General features: G+C 60.4%; 12 protein-coding genes and 2 pseudogenes. 7 read left to right on the top strand and 7 right to left on the bottom strand.

Annotated features, from left to right (window positions below; genetic code table 11):
• Positions 1–8: 8 nt before the first annotated feature.
• The 5 genes and pseudogenes from AC3IX4_RS05070 to tnpC (AC3IX4_RS05050) form a co-directional block, all read left to right on the top strand.
• Entirely contained in the window at positions 9–2,045 is a 2,037-nt protein-coding gene (locus AC3IX4_RS05070) for a sensor histidine kinase (protein ID WP_489259523.1), read from the top strand.
• Positions 2,046–2,048: 3 nt separating this feature from the next.
• Positions 2,049–2,624, top strand: a complete 576-nt coding sequence (locus AC3IX4_RS05065; RefSeq protein WP_489259522.1) for a cob(I)yrinic acid a,c-diamide adenosyltransferase — start codon at positions 2,049–2,051, stop codon at positions 2,622–2,624.
• 269 nt (positions 2,625–2,893) lie between these two features.
• Positions 2,894–3,277, top strand: coding sequence for an IS66-like element accessory protein TnpA (gene tnpA, locus AC3IX4_RS05060; RefSeq protein WP_489259521.1), 384 nt, complete (start codon positions 2,894–2,896; stop codon positions 3,275–3,277).
• Positions 3,274–3,609: an IS66 family insertion sequence element accessory protein TnpB gene (gene tnpB, locus AC3IX4_RS05055; RefSeq protein ID WP_489259520.1), complete on the top strand. Its 336-nt coding sequence runs from the start codon at positions 3,274–3,276 to the stop codon at positions 3,607–3,609. Before tnpA ends, tnpB begins: the two co-directional genes overlap by 4 nt.
• Before the next feature lie 81 nt (positions 3,610–3,690).
• Positions 3,691–4,644 (top strand): annotated as a pseudogene (gene tnpC, locus AC3IX4_RS05050) (IS66 family transposase); the annotation flags it as partial.
• Between the two features lie 76 nt (positions 4,645–4,720).
• Here tnpC (AC3IX4_RS05050) and AC3IX4_RS05045 read toward each other — a convergent pair.
• Genes AC3IX4_RS05045 through AC3IX4_RS05035 form a run of 3 tightly spaced genes read right to left on the bottom strand, consistent with a single transcriptional unit; the run spans position 4,721 to position 7,879 of the window.
• Positions 4,721–5,719, bottom strand: coding sequence for a tyrosine-type recombinase/integrase (locus AC3IX4_RS05045; RefSeq protein ID WP_489257781.1), 999 nt, complete (start codon positions 5,717–5,719; stop codon positions 4,721–4,723).
• A complete protein-coding gene (locus AC3IX4_RS05040) occupies positions 5,712–6,656 on the bottom strand; it encodes a tyrosine-type recombinase/integrase (RefSeq protein ID WP_489257780.1) in 945 nt (314 codons plus the stop codon). Before AC3IX4_RS05040 ends, AC3IX4_RS05045 begins: the two co-directional genes overlap by 8 nt.
• A complete protein-coding gene (locus AC3IX4_RS05035) occupies positions 6,653–7,879 on the bottom strand; it encodes a tyrosine-type recombinase/integrase (protein ID WP_489257779.1) in 1,227 nt (408 codons plus the stop codon). The genes AC3IX4_RS05040 and AC3IX4_RS05035 overlap by 4 nt, the downstream gene beginning before the upstream one ends.
• A gap of 156 nt (positions 7,880–8,035) precedes the next feature.
• Here AC3IX4_RS05035 and tnpC (AC3IX4_RS05030) point away from each other — a divergent pair.
• Positions 8,036–8,623: pseudogene (tnpC, locus tag AC3IX4_RS05030) on the top strand (IS66 family transposase); the annotation flags it as partial.
• Between the two features lie 1,924 nt (positions 8,624–10,547).
• On the opposite strand, the gene AC3IX4_RS05025 reads toward tnpC (AC3IX4_RS05030), so the two are convergent.
• From AC3IX4_RS05025 to secA, 4 genes are all read right to left on the bottom strand, one after another.
• Positions 10,548–11,495 carry a Nudix family hydrolase gene (locus tag AC3IX4_RS05025; protein WP_489259519.1) on the bottom strand — a complete coding sequence of 316 codons (948 nt, stop codon included), beginning with the start codon at positions 11,493–11,495 and terminating at the stop codon, positions 10,548–10,550.
• On the bottom strand, positions 11,492–12,124 hold the full coding sequence (locus AC3IX4_RS05020) for a glutathione S-transferase family protein (protein ID WP_489259518.1): 633 nt from the start codon (positions 12,122–12,124) through the stop codon (positions 11,492–11,494). The genes AC3IX4_RS05025 and AC3IX4_RS05020 overlap by 4 nt, the downstream gene beginning before the upstream one ends.
• A 167-nt stretch (positions 12,125–12,291) precedes the next feature.
• Entirely contained in the window at positions 12,292–13,509 is a 1,218-nt protein-coding gene (gene argJ / locus AC3IX4_RS05015; protein WP_489259517.1) for a bifunctional glutamate N-acetyltransferase/amino-acid acetyltransferase ArgJ, read from the bottom strand.
• 127 nt (positions 13,510–13,636) lie between these two features.
• On the bottom strand, positions 13,637–16,381 hold the full coding sequence (secA, locus tag AC3IX4_RS05010; RefSeq protein ID WP_489259516.1) for a preprotein translocase subunit SecA: 2,745 nt from the start codon (positions 16,379–16,381) through the stop codon (positions 13,637–13,639).
• Positions 16,382–16,664: 283 nt separating this feature from the next.
• Here secA and AC3IX4_RS05005 point away from each other — a divergent pair, with 283 nt between their 5' ends.
• A complete protein-coding gene (locus AC3IX4_RS05005; RefSeq protein ID WP_489259515.1) occupies positions 16,665–17,123 on the top strand; it encodes a DUF721 domain-containing protein in 459 nt (152 codons plus the stop codon).
• Positions 17,124–17,543 lie beyond the last annotated feature (420 nt).

The following is a 17,543-nucleotide window of genomic DNA, read 5'->3' as shown; positions in this document are numbered from 1 at the left end:
CCTTCACCATGCCATTGCGCGAACGCCTGGAAAACCTGCCGGTCGGCCAGAAGCTACTGGCCGCCTTGCTGGTGCTATTGACCACGGTATTGTTGGTCGCCAACCTGACTTTTATCAGTGCCGCCTACTGGATCTCCCAGGAAAGCATGGCGCCCCAAGCCCTGCAAACCATCGGTCGACTGGTGTCCAACCCGAACCTGGCGGCGCAGGCCCTGGACTCCGAGCTGTCTGCCCAAGCCCTGCTCAATGAGCTCAACAGCTATTCGCCCCTGCGCGCCGCGGCGCTGTATGACAGTGATGGCGTGCTGCTCGCGCAACTGCAACACGGCGATTATCTGCCGCTGCCCAAACGCTACCGGCATATCGAAAGTTGGCGGATGACCGAATTTCGCACCACCCAGGTGATTACCCTGCCGCGCAACGGCAGCCCACCTGGCCATATGCTGCTGGTTGCCAGCAGCGAATTGCCAATGGCGTTCTATACCGGCACCTTGACCGCAAGCCTGGGCATCCTGGTGTTCAGTATTCTGTTGTGGATGGTGATTGCTCGCCAGATCAAGCGCCTGATCACCCAGCCGATCTACCAACTCGAAGAACTGTCGCGCCAGGTGACGCGTGAGGAGAACTACGCCCTGCGTGCCCAGCGCGGCAACCACGACGAAATCGGCAGCCTGGCAGAAGCCTTCAACACCATGCTGTCGCGCATCGAGGCCCGAGAGCAACAGCTCAAGCGTGCCCGAGACGAATTCCAGGCCGCTTTCGACCAAGCCCAGGGCTTGGCCGAGGAGACCCGCCACACCAACCGCAAGCTGGAACTGGAGGTCCAGGTGCGCAGCAAGATCGAGAAAAAACTCACCGGCTTTCAAAACTACTTGAACAGCATCATCGACTCCATGCCCTCGGCACTGATCGCCCTGGACGAGCAGCTTTACGTCACCCAGTGGAACCAGGAAGCCAGCGCGCTCTCCGGCACACCACTGGATGAGGCGCTTAACCAGCCGATCTTTCTCGCCTTCGAGCCTCTCAAGCCTTTCCTGCCGCAGCTCAAGAACACCGTAGAGCGCCACACCGTGGCCAAGATCGAGCGGGTCACCTGGACAAAGGATGATGTGTCGCACCATTACGCACTGACGTTCTACCCCTTGATGGGAGGTGCCGGGCGCGGGGTGGTGATCCGCATCGACGACATCACCCAGCGCCTGTCGCTGGAAGAAATGATGGTGCAATCGGAAAAAATGCTCTCGGTCGGTGGGTTGGCAGCCGGCATGGCGCATGAAATCAACAACCCCTTGGGTGCCATTTTGCACAACGTGCAGAACATCCGTCGGCGCCTGTCTTCAGACTTGCCGAAAAATATCGAGCTGGCCGACGAAGCCGGTATCGACTTGATCACCGTCAATCGCTACCTGCAAGGGCGCGAAGTGCCCCAGCTGCTGGATGGTATTCAGCAAGCCGGTGCCCGAGCAGCCAAGATCGTGACCCACATGCTCAGCTTCAGCCGCCGCAGCAACCGTCAACTGGCACCTTGCGACCTGCCGGCGCTGATCGACCAAGCCCTGGAAATTGCCAGCAATGACTTCGACCTGGCCATTGGATTCGACTTCAAGGGCCAGGCCATCATGCGTCAGTTCGATCCGGCCCTGGGTCCTGTGCCCTGCACCGCCAACGAGCTGGAGCAAGTGTTGCTCAATTTGCTCAAGAACGCGGCCCAAGCGATCCACCAACGCACCGATACCCGCGAACCCGGGCGCATTACCCTGCGTACCCGGCTCAATCCACCCTGGGCCGAAATCCAGGTAGAAGACAACGGCATCGGCATGCCTGAAAGCGTTCGCAAGCGTACATTCGAGCCCTTTTTCACCACCAAGGAAATTGGCCAGGGCACGGGGCTCGGGCTTTCGGTCTCGTATTTCATTATTACCAACAATCACAAAGGCCAGATGGAAGTGCATTCCACCCCTGGCGTAGGCACCTGTTTTACCCTGCGCTTGCCACTGACGGCAAACCCGGTGACGCCAGCGCTGCCAACCAACGTGGAGCTTTAGAAGATGGGTTTTCGCTTGTCGAAGATTTACACCCGCACCGGTGACAAGGGCGAAACCGGCCTCGGTGACGGCCGCCGGGTGCCCAAGGATCACCCGCGCATCGAGGCCATTGGCGAGGTCGACAGCCTCAATAGCCAGTTGGGTGTATTGCTGGCAGGGTTGGCAGAGCAACAAGCCGGCTGCCCGGCGCTATCAGAAATAATCGAGGTACTTTCACCTTGCCAGCATCGACTGTTCGATCTGGGTGGCGAACTCGCGATGCCTGCTTATCAGGCCCTGAATGATGCCGAGGTGCAGCGGCTGGAGTCGATCATCGACCTGTGGAACGAAGAGCTTGGCCCACTGGAAAACTTCATCCTGCCGGGCGGCTCGCGACTGGTTGCCCAGGCGCACGTCTGCCGCAGCCTGGCCCGCAGCGCCGAGCGGCGCTGTCAGGCGTTGAACGCAGCAGAACCGTTGCAGGGAGTGGGTTTGGCGTATATCAATCGGCTGTCGGATTTACTCTTTGTGGCGGCGCGGCTGATCGGACGCCGCCAAGGGGTAGCTGAAATCCTCTGGCAACCCGCCATCATTCTGTAGGAGCCGAGCTTGCAGATCGTGCGAGGTGCTGACAAGCCTTGAGGCAACCGGCCATTCGTAGGAGCGGACCTGGCCGCGATGGGCTGCGAAGCGGCCCTTGCGATGCTGAAAGCGACTCAATCCGCAGGCCTGCATCGCAAGGCCACTGGCCTCTGGGGCCGCTGCGCAGCCCATCGCGGCCGGGTCCGCTCCTACGACAGATTGTGCGAGGTGCTGACAAGCCGTAAGCGTCCGGCCAACCCATCTACCTGATCCCAACGCTTGGGAGCATGGTGTCCACCAAATCCATGGTGGACACCCTCTCTCTCTATCGCAGCCGGATCAGCATGAAACCGCCACGTCGTTACCATCACCTAACCTTCAAGCTCCAGATCGTCCAGGAATGTTCTGCTCCAGGCGCCACCATCGCCGGTGTGGCCCAGCGGCATAACCTCAACTCGAACCTCGTGCATAAATGGATCGTTGCGCTGCAACGCCGACCATTAGCGGCACCTGCACCTGCACCTGCATTCGTTCCGGTAAAACTCGAACCACCGCGTACCCCCCAAGGTATCCGCATCGAAATCCCGCACCCGCGCGGTACGGTCATTGTCAGCATCCCGTTCGAACAAGCCGCCATCTGCGCCGCCGTGCTCAGCGAGGTACTGAGATGATCCGTATCGATGCTATTTGGCTCGCCACCGAACCGATGGACATGCGGGCCGGCACTGATGTTGCTTTGGCCCGGGTGGTGGCAGTGTTCGGTGCGGCGAAGCCGCACTGTGCGTACATCTTCGCCAACCGTCGCGCCAATCGCATGAAGGTGCTGGTTCATGACGGCGTGGGCATCTGGCTAGCGGCACGCCGGTTGAATCAAGGACATTTTTTTTGGCCAAACCCGCGACACGGATTAGAACTCGAACTGGATGCGGAACAACTTCAGGCACTGGTGCTCGGTTTGCCCTGGCAACGGGTCGGCGCTGGAGGTGTCATCACCGCGCTCTGATGCTCAGCACGGCCAGCTTGCCCGCGCAATTGGCCTATCAGACTGTCGCCGTCCAAAGCCCTCTCTGGCAAAATCGGCGGCATGACTTCGTTTCCAAATCTCGACCAACTAAACCCTGAACAACTGCGCGCTCTGGCTGCGCAGTTGATGCAGCGCGTCGAGTCAATGGACAAACAAATCCACCATCACAAAACGGTCAACGAGAAGTTGGCCCACGAGATCGCACAGCTCAAGCGCTTCAAGTTTGCCAAGCGCAGCGAGCAGCTAAGCCCGGCCCAGGCCAGCCTGCTTGATGACCTGATCGACACCGACATCGCGGCCATCGAAGCCGAGCTTGAGGCTCTACAACCGGCTCCCGTTTCGACCGAGGCTCGGCAAAAGCCGAAACGCACGGCTTTGCCGCCGCAGTTTCCGCGCACCCTGATCCACCACGAACCGGACAACACGCAGTGCACCTGCGGTTGCACCCTCAAACGTATTGGCGAGGATGTCAGCGAGAAGCTCGACTACACGCCGGGCGTGTTCACCGTCGAGCGCCATATCCGTGGCAAGTGGGTCTGCGATGAGTGCGAAACGCTGACTCAGGCACCGGTTCCGGCGCAAGTCATCGACAAGGGCATCCCGACCGCAGGGCTGCTGGCTCACGTGATGATCGCGAAGTTCGCCGACCATTTGCCGCTCTACCGCCAGGAATCGATTTTTGGTCGAGCCGGTTTGGCCATCGCCCGCTCAACGCTGGCCCAATGGGTCGGCGTGTGTGGCGTACAACTGCAACCGCTGGTCGATGCACTGCACGATGTAGTGCTCGGGCATGGCGTCATCCACGCCGATGAAACGCCGGTACAGATGCTCACGCCGGGTGCTAAGAAAACCCATCGCGCCTATGTCTGGGCCTATGCCACCAGCCAGTTTGCCGACGTGAAGGCCGTGGTCTACGACTTCAGCCCCAGCCGCGCCGGAGAACACGCCCGCAACTTCCTGAAAGACTGGAAGGGCAAGCTGGTCTGCGACGATTTTGGCGGTTATGTTGCGGCCTGAGTTATGTTGCGGGGGTAAGAGGCGCCGCCTCCCAATCGGGAGTTCGGCGCAAAAAGTGGCACATAAATTCATGCTACAGCCCTCGCATGAACGCCATGAGAGATGCTGAATTCGGTCGCAGGCGCACAGCCTCAGGCACATTTGTGACGTCCAAACATGCAAGCGCCTTGGCCTTCATTTCGAGATCGACTTCCGCGTAGATGTGGGTTGTGTCCAAGGAGACATGCCCCAGCCAGGCCCGAATTGTATTGATATCGACCCCGGCTCTTAACAGGTGAACGGCGGTCGTGTGTCGAATAGTGTGCGGGCTGATGCGCCTGCCTTGCATGGAATCAACCCACTTGCCGGCTGCTCGTCCATACACCGACACAACGCGATACATGCCGAATCGAGTCATGGGATTCCCGGTACGACCTATGAATACGCGATCCTCTGTTCTGCGTTCGACGATGAGTGGCCGCAGCGCTGTAGCTGTTACTGCCCACAGGGGGCAGACGCGCCATTTGTTTCCCTTACCCAGAATGCGCACGGAGGGTGAAGTCCCAAGTTGCAAATTACCAACGCTGAGGCAGGCAGCTTCATCAGCGCGGGCGCCAGTGTTGTACAGAAAAAGCAAAATCGCATAGTCCCGTGCACCCTGGCTCGTAGCTCGATTAGGTGCCCGGAGCAGAGCCTCCACTTCTGGCTTGTCGAGGTAGTGGATGACCGCCTGGGTAGTTTTTTTGAACGGGATAGAACGGATCTCTGTGCACCACGCCAAATGCTCTGGCGATCGCATAGCGATGAAGCGCCCTAATGAATGAATCGCGCAGAGCCGCTGGTTGCGCGTGACAATGCCACAACCGCGCTCGTGTTCGACGTGTTCAAGGAATGCGCGCACGATGGCGGGCGATATGTCGAGCACCGACAAATGGTCGATTGCCACCGAGGCTCTTCGACTGACAAATGGAAGCAGGAGTGTCAGCGTGTCGCGGTAACTGATCTGAGTGTTGTGGGAAAGGTTGCGCTCGGCGACCAGATACTCCAACAAGAAGCGACGTACCCATGCCCCGAGGCGATTGCGGTCAATCATGATCAATCTCCTGGCCTGAATAAATGGCAAATCGGCGACTCGCTTCGTGCAACAGTTCGGGAGTCATATGCAAATAGCGCTGGGTCGACCTTATGTCGAAATGCCCCAAATACGTTGCCAATTGCGGCAATAGCCGCTGTACATCCTTACCGGCGCGATACCATCCCAGTACACGATGAACGGCGGCTGTATGCCGCAGATCATGGAGACGCGGAGGCCGTAGCTCGCCAGTTGGGCGAGCAATACCTGCCGCCAAACGAACGCGTTGGAACAGAGTTATGACGTATTGATAGTTCAGGCGATGGCCAGTACGAGTGCACAGCAGGGCAGAGTCTTGGCCTAGTGGAAGTGCTAGCGCGCAACGTTGTCGTAGATAAACTCGCAGTTTCGATGCCAGCCTGGGCCCAATCGGCACCAGCCTTGTCTTATAAAACTTTGTGTCACGAACGGTGATGATTCGCTGCTCGAGGTCGACGTCACAGAGGTTTAGTCTGATCGCCTCTCCGACGCGCAGCCCGGCACCGTAAAGGATCAGCAGCAGAGTTCTGTATGTCACAGCTTGAAGGCGACTGAGCGAGGTACTCAGTATGACGGTGGCATCTAATAGGTGCTGTATTTCTGCGGCGGCATAGACATAGGGAGTCTGTGCCGGTGGAAGCTGTGGTGGTCGTTCCGGCAGGGGCTGGATCGTTGTGTGGCCACGTGCGATTGCGAAGCGATAAAAGCTAACAAGTAATCCTCGCTTCGTCTTCCACGTAGCGCTTAGCTCACCGTGCCCGTGCAGAAATGCGGCTACAGCCTCTGGAGTAACTTCGGGGAGCGGGAGATTTCCAGTCTCACGTGCAAACTGACGCAGCACTCTGGCACTGCTATTCAGGCCCACGCCTTGGGCACGACGGACAGCCACGTAGGCATTGACTACGTCCAAGGTTCTCATTGCAGGTCTCCCAGGTCGAAGTCACCGACTTCACGTAACGAGACCAGATCAACCTTGGTGTACGTCATCGTCGCCGATGTGCTTCGGTGGCCAAGGTGGTCGCCAATTTCCTTGAGGCTCAGCCCATTGGCGAGCAGCCTGGCCGCGCATGCATGTCGAAGCGCGTGCGGCCCCAAATGTGCAGCTTGTATGTTGAGCAGACGCAATCTGCCGCTGACGATGTTGTATAGACCTGCAGCGGAGATGGGGATTCGCGGCGCCCGAATTCGGATGAATATCTCAGGGTGCAGTACCTTCGGACGCACTGTGTCAACGTATTGCGCTAATGCCTCAGCCACTGTGGAGACCAATGGGTAAACCTGCGGCTGACGGCGCTTCAATCGCCAAATACGCAATTGGCGAGCAGCCCAGTCGATCTGATCCAACCGGAGTGCAGCAACTTCTCCCCGGCGTAAGCCGTAGATGGCGAGAAGCATCAGAATGGCTCGATCGCGCACATCGCGTTCAGAACTTGAATCTGTAGTTGCGAGTAACCGCTGAACATCCTCCCAGCTCAGTGCATAGGGAAGTGACTCCAGGGCGTAATGTCGCGGGGAGCGGATCGAGTCGGCCAATGTACTGCTGCATGATCCCTGCGTTGCCGCGTAGCGCAGGAATACCCGCAACATTGTTGCGACGTGCCCTGCCGAAATTCGCGACCACCGTTGCGCACCGTAGGTGATGAAGTAGGCATCAATATCCTCGGGGCTAAGCGTCGAAAATCTACGGCCTGTGTTGAAGCACCAGCGTAAAAAGGTTGCCGCTCGACTGCGCCATTGACTGATGGTACATGGTGTCAAACCGCGTTCGTCCCGCATCCACGAGACGAAAAGCTCAAGATTCTCCTCGAATGGAATTGGCTCCGCCGTTGGCTCTTGCCACCAGCCTAGGAACTTAAACCAAGGTCTCGCGGTGTTTATCAACGTCGTAGCAGTTGCAGGAGAATTGGCCGGCAATGGCCCTTCGTGAATAATCTGGCGCAGCCGCGACGAATTGATTGCATTGAGGTCGCTTGGCTGCACCCGCTCGGCGATCCAAAGCAAGCAGCACGCCTTTAAGTAAAGGGAGGCATGCGTACAGCCCTGCTCAGCACAGTGCTGTAGATATCGCTCGCGTTCAGCGGCCAGCGACCCCGCACGATGGCGTTTACAGGCAGCGTTTGAAGAATAGATATTTTCGAACATGGCAGACACTCCAGGGGATGAAGGTCTACCAAGGCGCTGCAATTTATGTTGCGTCAATCGCCTATCGACAACATAGAAACTGCCTATTCGCCCGGTCGGAATCACATAACTCAGGCCGCAACATAACCGCCATTATGTGCTCCAACACATAATGGCGGCTACAAGGCCAGCTTTGTACTCGGTGTCACCGAGATCGGCTGCATGGCTCATGCGCGGCGCAAGTTCTTCGAGCTGCACACCACCAACAAGAGCCAGCTCGCCGAACAGGCCTTGCGCTACATCCAGCTGCTGTACGAAATAGAACGCGAAGTCCGCGACCTCGAGCCGGATTTACGACAGCGAATACGGCAGGAAAAAGCCGTAGCGGTAATGGACACTCTGCATGCCTGGATGATCGCCCAGCGCCAGCTCGTGCACGATGGCTCGGCCATCGCCAAAGCCCTGGATTACAGCCTCAAGCGCTGGACGGCGCTGTCACGTTATCTCGAAGACGGTGCGGTGCCCATTGACAATAACTGGTGCGAAAACCAGATCCGGCCGTGGGCCATTGGCCGCTCGAACTGGTTATTTGCGGGCTCGTTGCGCAGTGGCAAACGGGCCGCAGCAATCATGAGCCTGATCCAGTCGGCACGGCTCAACGGACATGATCCGTATGCTTACCTGAAGGATGTTCTCACGCGCCTGCCAACGCAGCGGGCGAGTGCTATCGACGAGTTGCTACCGCATCAGTGGCAACCGGTTTAATTACGCAAGACGGGATGCCCGGACGCTTACGACAAGCCTTGAGGCAACCGGCCATTCGTAGGAGCGGACCTGGCCGCGATGGGCTGCGAAGCGGCCCTTGCGATGCTGAAAGCGACTCAATCCGCAGGCCTGCATCGCAATGCCACTGGCCTCTGGGGCCGCTGCGCAGCCCATCGCGGCCGGGTCCGCTCCTACGGCAGATTGTGCGAGGTGCTGACAAGCCTTGAGGCAACCGGCCATTCGTAGGAGCGGACCTGGCCGCGATGGGCTGCGAAGCGGCCCTTGCGATGCTGAGAGCGACTCAATCCGCAGGCCTGCATCGCAATGCCACTGGCCTCTGGGGCCGCTGCGCAGCCCATCGCGGCCGGGTCCGCTCCTACGGCAGATTGTGCGAGGTGCTGACAAGCCTTGAGGCAACCGGCCATTCGTAGGAGCGGACCTGGCCGCGATGGGCTGCGAAGCGGCCCTTGCGATGCTGAAAGCGACTCAATCCGCAGGCCTGCATCGCAATGCCACTGGCCTCTGGGGCCGCTGCGCAGCCCATCGCGGCCGGGTCCGCTCCTACGGCAGATCGTGCGAGGTGCTGACAAGCCTTGAGGCAACCGGCCATTCGTAGGAGCGGACCTGGCCGCGATGGGCTGCGAAGCGGCCCTTGCGATGCTGAAAGCGACTCAATCCGCAGGCCTGCATCGCAATGCCACTGGCCTCTGGGGCCGCTGCGCAGCCCATCGCGGCCGGGTCCACTCCTACGGCAGATTGTGCGAGGTGCTGACAAGCCTTGAGGCAACCGGCCATTCGTAGGAGCGGACCTGGCCGCGATGGGCTGCGAAGCGGCCCTTGCGATGCTGAAAGCGACTCAATCCGCAGGTCTGCATCGCAATGCCACTGGCCTCTGGGGCCGCTGCGCAGCCCATCGCGGCCGGGTCCGCTCCTACGGCAGATTGTGCGAGGTGCTGACAAGCCTTGAGGCAACCGGCCATTCGTAGGAGCGGACCTGGCCGCGATGGGCTGCGAAGCGGCCCTTGCGATGCTGAGAGCGACTCAATCCGCAGGCCTGCATCGCAATGCCACTGGCCTCTGGGGCCGCTGCGCAGCCCATCGCGGCCGGGTCCGCTCCTACGGCAGATTGTGCGAGGTGCTGACAAGCCTTGAGGCAACCGGCCATTCGTAGGAGCGGACCTGGCCGCGATGGGCTGCGAAGCGGCCCTTGCGATGCTGAAAGCGACTCAATCCGCAGGTCTGCATTGCAAGGCCACTGGCCTCTGGGGCCGCTGCGCAGCCCATCGCGGCCGGGTCCGCTCCTACGGCAGATTGTGCGAGGTGCTGACAAGCCTTGAGGCAACCGGCCATTCGTAGGAGCGGACCTGGCCGCGATGGGCTGCGAAGCGGCCCTTGCGATGCTGAAAGCGACTCAATCCGCAGGCCTGCATCGCAATGCCACTGGCCTCTGGGGCCGCTGCGCAGCCCATCGCGGCCGGGTCCGCTCCTACGGCAGATCGTGCGAGGTGCTGACAAGCCTTGAGGCAACCGGCCATTCGTAGGAGCGGACCTGGCCGCGATGGGCTGCGAAGCGGCCCTTGCGATGCTGAGAGCGACTCAATCCGCAGGCCTGCATCGCAATGCCACTGGCCTCTGGGGCCGCTGCGCAGCCCATCGCGGCCGGGTCCGCTCCTACGGCAGATTGTGCGAGGTGCTGACAAGCCTTGAGGCAACCGGCCATTCGTAGGAGCGGACCTGGCCGCGATGGGCTGCGAAGCGGCCCTTGCGATGCTGAAAGCGACTCAATCCGCAGGCCTGCATCGCAATGCCACTGGCCTCTGGGGCCGCTGCGCAGCCCATCGCGGCCGGGTCCGCTCAGGGGGTGACGCACCGCTTTTCACCCACCAATCCGCAGTGCGTGTATCGCCAGCAAGCGGTGTCCGTTTCAGTCAGGTTGTGGCCAGAAGGCGCGGATTCCCGCCACACCTTGCGCTCCAGCCGCCCAGGCTTGTTCGCGATTCGGGGCGCCAACGCCACCCAGCAGATACACCGGCTTGCTGAAGCCTTCGATCAAGCGCGCAGCCTGCTCCCAGCCCAACGGCTGTGCATCGGGGTGCGTCTGGGTCGGCTGCACCGGCGATAGCGTGACAAAATCCACCCCCATCTGCTCAGCCAGCGACAATTCCTCGGCATTATGGCAAGACGCCGCCAACCAACGCTCCTTGGGGAACGGACGGCCTTTGCTGGCGTATTTGCGCAGTTGGGCCGAGGTCAGGTGCCAACCGGCAGCCGGGAAGTCGCCCAGCCACTCCAGCGGCCCTTTGAGCATCAATTGCGCCTTGCCGGCACACAGACCCACCGCATCCACGGCCAAGTCACGGTACGTGGGGTCATAGCCGTTGGGCGCCCGCAGTTGCAGCAAGCGTGTACCGTTGGTGATGGCCTTTTGCATACCGCGCAGCAATGCCGGGGTCTCCAGGCCTTCAGGGGTGATCAGGTAATCGCTTGGCAGGCGCGCCGCGGCGACAATCGGCTGATTGGCTTCAGGGAAGTCGTAACCCGGCAGTTCGCGTGCCGTCACCCAGGCCAGTGGCTGGCCCTCCGCACCGTGAGGCTCGCCGGTAAACGCCGAGACCTCCCAGACATCCAGCAAAACCTGTTTGTCCGGGTAATCGTGCTTGACCTGAATCAACGGCCGGGCAGCGCCGACGGTAATGCCCAGCTCTTCTTTGAGCTCCCGCGCCAGGCCTTGGGCGACGTTTTCACCCTCCTCGACCTTGCCGCCTGGAAACTCCCACAAACCGCCCTGGTGCTGGCCATCGGCACGCCGGGCAATCAGGATCCGGCCATCATTGCCACGAATCACCGCGGCCGCTACATGTACTCGCTTCACTTCACACGCTCCGCCAGACCTGCTTGTTGCCAAGCCTTGAAGGCTGGCCATTGGTAGATGGCATCGATATAAGCCGCCGCTTCACTCGGCAACTGCACCCGATAGGACCGCAAGCGCACAGCCACCGGCGCGAAAAAGGCATCGGCCAGGCTGAACTCACCCAACAGATAAGGCCCTTGGCCATGAGCCTTCGCCCGGCACTCGGCCCACAACGCGACGATACGATCGATGTCTGCCTGTACGTCGGCTGGCATGGGTGTCAGCGCCTGGTCACGACTCAGGTCAAACGGCATATTGCCGCGCAGGGCGAAAAAGCCGCTGTGCATCTGCGCACAGGCCGAACGCGCCTGGGCACGTGCGGTGATGTTCTGTGGCCAGAGATTGGCCTGCGGGAAACGCTCGGCCAGGTATTCGCCAATCGCCAGGGAATCTTCGATAGTACCGTGCTTGCTCTTGAGCAGCGGCACCTTGCCGGTGGCCGAATGCTCCATGATTCGCGCATGGGTATCGGCCTGGTTCAGCTTGATGATTTGCTCGGTATAAGGTGCGCCGGTCATTTCGATCGCCAAGGCGGCGCGCAGGGACCAGGAGGAATACAGTTTGTCGCCGATGATCAGGTGAAGGCTCATGCTTCGGCTCCATCTTCAGGGAAAGAAAGGGGGCCATTGGCCCCCTGGTATTGCTGGTAAACCCTGTAGCCGCTGCCGAAGGCTGCGATGCGGCCCGTCAGGGGCGCCAATGCGGGGCTTAGATCACTGCGCCCGCTGTGCGGTCGATCGCAGCCTGACGGCAGCGGCTACGTGCGGTACTCGGCGTTGATCTTGACGTACTCATGGGACAGGTCGGTGGTCCAGATCGTCTCGCTGCAATCGCCACGACCCAGCTCGATGCGAATGGTGATTTCTTCACGCGCCATGACCGCCGAGCCCTGGTCTTCAGTGTAGGTCGCGCTGCGGCCACCCTTGCTGGCGATGTTGACTTCGCCCAGGTACACGTCGATCAGGCTGACGTCCAGGTCTGGCACGCCGGCGCGGCCCACAGCGGCCAGGATACGGCCCCAGTTCGGGTCGGAGGCGAACAGCGCAGTCTTGATCAATGGCGAGTGAGCCACGGCGTAGCCGACGTCCAGGCATTCTTGATGATTGCCGCCGCCATTGACTTCAACGGTCACAAACTTGGTCGCGCCTTCGCCATCGCGCACGATCGCCTGGGCAACGTCCATGCAGACTTCGAACACAGCCTGCTTCAGGGCTGCGAACAATGGGCCGCTGGCTTCGGTGACTTCTGGCACATCGGCCTTACCGGTGGCGATCAGCATGCAGCAATCGTTGGTCGAGGTATCGCCGTCGATGGTGATGCGGTTGAACGACTTGTTGGCGCCGTCCAGTAGCAGGTCCTTGAGGACCGCTGGCGCGACCTTGGCGTCGGTGGCGATGTAGCCCAGCATGGTCGCCATGTTCGGACGAATCATGCCCGCGCCCTTGCTGATGCCGGTCACGGTGACGGTGACGCCGTTGTGCTGGAACTGACGGCTGGCACCTTTAGGCAGAGTGTCAGTGGTCATGATGCCAGTGGCGGCTTCTGCCCAGTGGTTTTCCGACAGATCGTCCAGGGCGGCTTGCAGTGCGCCTTCAATCTTTTCAACCGGTAGCGGTTCACCGATCACACCGGTGGAGAACGGCAGCACGGCGCTGGCGTCGACACCGGTCAGCTCCGCAAGCTTCGCGCAGGTGCGCTCGGCCGCAGCCAGGCCTGGGGCGCCAGTACCGGCGTTGGCATTACCGGTGTTGGTCAGCAGGTAACGCACGGTGCCTTGCACGCGTTGCTTGGAAAGGATCACCGGCGCTGCGCAAAAGGCGTTCAGCGTGAACACGCCAGCAACGCTGGAGCCCTCGGCACAGCGCATGACTACAACGTCCTTGCGCCCCGGGCGCTTGATGCCCGCGGAGGAGATGCCCAGCTCGAAGCCGGGAACCGGGTGCAACGTTGGCAAAGGACCAAGACCAACAGCCATGAAAGCGCTCCTAGAAAATAATCCGCGCCGGGGACTTCCCCTGCGCATGAGATGGTAAAACGCCGCGACGGCGGGAGGCCGGTCGCGGCGCGGTGTCAATGTTACACGGCATCAAGCCAGGGTTGGATCAGTTGATCTGGCCGTGGCAGTGCTTGAATTTCTTGCCCGAACCACACCAGCACAGCTCGTTGCGACCCAGTTTCTGATCGTTGCGAACAGGGGCAGCGGCGACAGCAACATCGGCGCCCTCCTCTGCGGTTTCAGCCGCCACGGCTTGTTCAAGGCCAGGCGCTGCCGCGTGCTCGAACTGCATGCGCTGGGCCAGCTCTTCGGCTTCGCGACGCAGGCGTGCTTCCTCTTCGATCGGGTCTTCGCGACGAACCTGAACGTGGGACAAGACGCGAATGGTGTCGCGCTTGATCGAGTCCAGCAATTCCTGGAACAGGGAAAACGACTCGCGCTTGTATTCCTGTTTCGGGTTCTTCTGGGCGTAGCCACGCAGGTGGATACCGTGACGCAGGTGATCCATGGTCGACAGGTGGTCTTTCCACAAATCGTCCAGCACGCGCAGCAGGATCTGCTTCTCGAAGGTACGCAGGGCATCGGCGCTGGCCTGCTCTTCCTTCTCGTTATAGGCATTGAGCAGCTCGGTCATGAGCTTCTCGCGCAGGGTTTCTTCGTACAGGTGATCGTCTTCGTCGAGCCATTGCTGAATCGGCAACTTCACCCCGAAGTCGCTGGTCAGGGCAGCTTCCAGACCTGCGACATCCCACTGTTCCGGCAGCGATTGCGGTGGGATGTGCAGGCTGACGGTGGCGTCCAGCACTTCCTTGCGGAACTCAGCGATGGTATCGCCAATGTTGTCCGCTGCCAGCAGGCTGTTACGCATGTGGTAGATCACTTTACGCTGCTCGTTGGCAACGTCATCGAACTCCAGCAATTGCTTGCGGATATCGAAGTTGCGGCCTTCGACCTTACGCTGGGCCTTCTCGATGGCGTTGGTGACCATGCGATGCTCGATGGCCTCACCGGACTGCATGCCCAGTGCCTTCATGAAGTTCTTCACCCGGTCAGAGGCGAAGATACGCATCAGGCTGTCTTCCAGCGACAGGTAGAAACGGCTCGAGCCTGGGTCACCCTGGCGGCCCGAACGACCCCGCAGCTGGTTGTCGATACGGCGCGATTCATGACGCTCGGAAGCGATCACGTGCAAGCCACCCGACTCGATCACTTGCTGGTGACGCTTCTGCCAGTCGGCCTTGATCTGGGCGATCTGCTCAGCGCTTGCATTTTCCAACGAGGCAACTTCCACTTCCCAGTTGCCGCCCAACAGGATGTCGGTACCACGACCGGCCATGTTGGTGGCGATGGTCAGCGCGCCTGGGCGACCGGCCTGGGCGATGATTTCGGCTTCTTTCTCGTGATACTTGGCGTTCAGGACCTTGTGGTCGATGCCTTCTTTTTGCAGCAGCGCCGACATGTGTTCGGACGTTTCAATGGTGGCGGTACCGACCAGTACCGGGCGACCCTGGGTCATGCTTTCCTTGATGTCGGCGATGATCGCGGCGTATTTCTCGTCGGCGGTCAGGTACACCAGGTCGTTGAAGTCCTTACGGGCCAGCGGCTTGTTCGGCGGGATGACCATAACGTTGAGGTTATAGATCTGCGCGAATTCAAACGCTTCGGTATCAGCGGTACCGGTCATGCCGGACAGCTTTTCGTACAGGCGGAAGTAGTTCTGGAAGGTGGTCGAGGCCAGGGTCTGGCTCTCGGCCTGAATGTTCAGGTTTTCCTTCGCTTCGATGGCCTGGTGCAGGCCTTCTGACAAGCGGCGGCCCGGCATGGTGCGACCGGTATGCTCGTCGACCAGCAGGATCTGGCCGTCCTGGACGATGTACTCGACGTTGCGGTTGAACAGTTTGTGCGCACGCAAGCCAGCGTAGACGTGGGTCAGCAAGGCCAGGTTGTGGGCCGAATAAAGGCTCTCGCCCTCGGCCAGCAAGCCGACCTGGGTGAGCATCTCTTCGATGAACTGGTGACCGGCTTCGTTGAGCTCGACCTGGCGGGTTTTCTCATCGACCGTGTAATGCCCGGCCTTGGTCACTTCGCCTTCGACTTCTTCGATGTGCTGGATCAGGCGCGGGATCAGTTTGTTGATCTCGGTGTACAGCTTGGAGCTGTCTTCGGCCTGGCCGGAGATGATCAGCGGCGTACGGGCTTCGTCGATCAGGATGGAGTCGACTTCGTCGATCACGGCGAAATTCAGCTCACGCTGGAATTTCTCTTCCATGCTGAACGCCATGTTATCGCGCAGGTAGTCGAAACCGAATTCGTTGTTGGTGCCGTAGGTGATGTCGCAGGCATAGGCAGCACGCTTCTCTTCCGGCGGCTGGAATGGCGTTACAACACCAACGCTCATGCCGAGGAATTCATACAGCGGGCGCATCCAGTTGGCGTCGCGGCGGGCCAGGTAGTCGTTCACCGTGACCACGTGCACGCCCTTGTCGGACAGCGCATTGAGGTAAACGCCCAGGGTTGCGACCAAGGTCTTGCCTTCACCGGTACGCATTTCCGCGATCATGCCTTCGTGCAAGGTCATGCCGCCGATCAGCTGCACGTCGAAGTGACGCATGCCCATGATGCGCTTACCGGCTTCGCGGGCAACCGCAAAGGCTTCGGGCAGCAGATCGTCGAGGGATTCACCCTTGGCCAGGCGCGCTTTGAACTCTGCAGTCTTGGCGCGCAATTGCTCGTCCGAGAGGGCGACCATCTGCTCTTCGAAGGCATTGACGATGGCTACCGTCTTGAGCATGCGTTTGACTTCACGCTCATTCTTGCTTCCAAAAAGTTTTTTTAACAAAGGCGCAAACATATCGACAGGATCTTCCACACGTAGGGATGGAGGGCGGCCCCGTGAGTCGCCCGTGCAGCCCTTATGGCCGCATGCGAACGAGCATTCTACCCGGAAACGATGGTGAGGAAAGTGGCGTTATTCCACGATGCTGGCACAGCGCTGTAGCGGGGCCTTTTTAAAATAAGGCCTTTTCGGCCAACTTCAACCCATGAGGCCAAGAGAATGCGTCTAGTGGGCGTGCAGACGAAGAAAAACAGGCTTTCTGTTACCATGGCGGCTCTGTAACTTCAGGTATCCAGCCATGGCATTTCGCCCTCTTCCCGCACGGGCTCCATCAGTCCTGCTGCGCGAGGCGCGTCCGCTCAAAGCGCTGTTCAGCCAGGCCCAGCGACTTGCCCACCTGCAGCGCCTGCTCGACAGCCAATTACAACCGGCGGCCCGCGAACACTGCCATATCGCTTCGTGGCGTGAGGGGACGCTGTTGCTGATCGTCACCGATGGTCATTGGGCGACTCGCCTGCGCTACCAGCAAAAGCGCTTGCAGCGACAGCTGCAGACGCTGGAAGCTTTCAGCAACCTGACGCGCATTCTTTTCAAGGTGCAACCGATCACCACCCAGAGCCGTGCCGTGGGACACACCATCGACCTGTCCACTGAGTCGGCCGAGAATATCCAGGCCACCGCCGAAGGGATCACCGACCCGAGCCTGCGCGCCGCCCTGGAACGCCTCGCCAGCCACGCCAATCGCAAGGCCCCATAGAATCTCGCAATTCCCCGCCGGCGCTTTTGATCCTGATCTTCGAACACAGAAAAGCCAGACACCACGGACGGCCCGTCGGCGCGGCCCCACGGAGCAGGTGCGGAAGGAGCAATCCGGAGCGAAGCGTAGGGCCGGATGCGGGGACCAGGGGTTTGCGCTGCTGCCTAAATCGAGCGCCGCCCGCGCGGCGCATTCGCGGCTAAAGCCGCTCCCACATTGGTTGCAACGTGCCATGGCCTGTGGGGTTCGGGTTGTGAGCCTTGGTGGTTTGGCTTTAGATTTTTGCGGCTTCGGGGGGGGCGCGAGGCTGACAACTCCACTCTCACAGGCCATGGCGCGTTGCAACAAATGTGGGAGCGGCTTTAGCCGCGAATGCGCCGCGCGGGCGGCGCGCGATCTCAAGAACAAAGCAAAACCAAG

This window comes from Pseudomonas sp. KH_021 (genome assembly GCF_057838865.1).
Note: the sequence above shows the minus strand (reverse complement) of the source record. Positions and strands in the feature narration are given on the sequence as shown.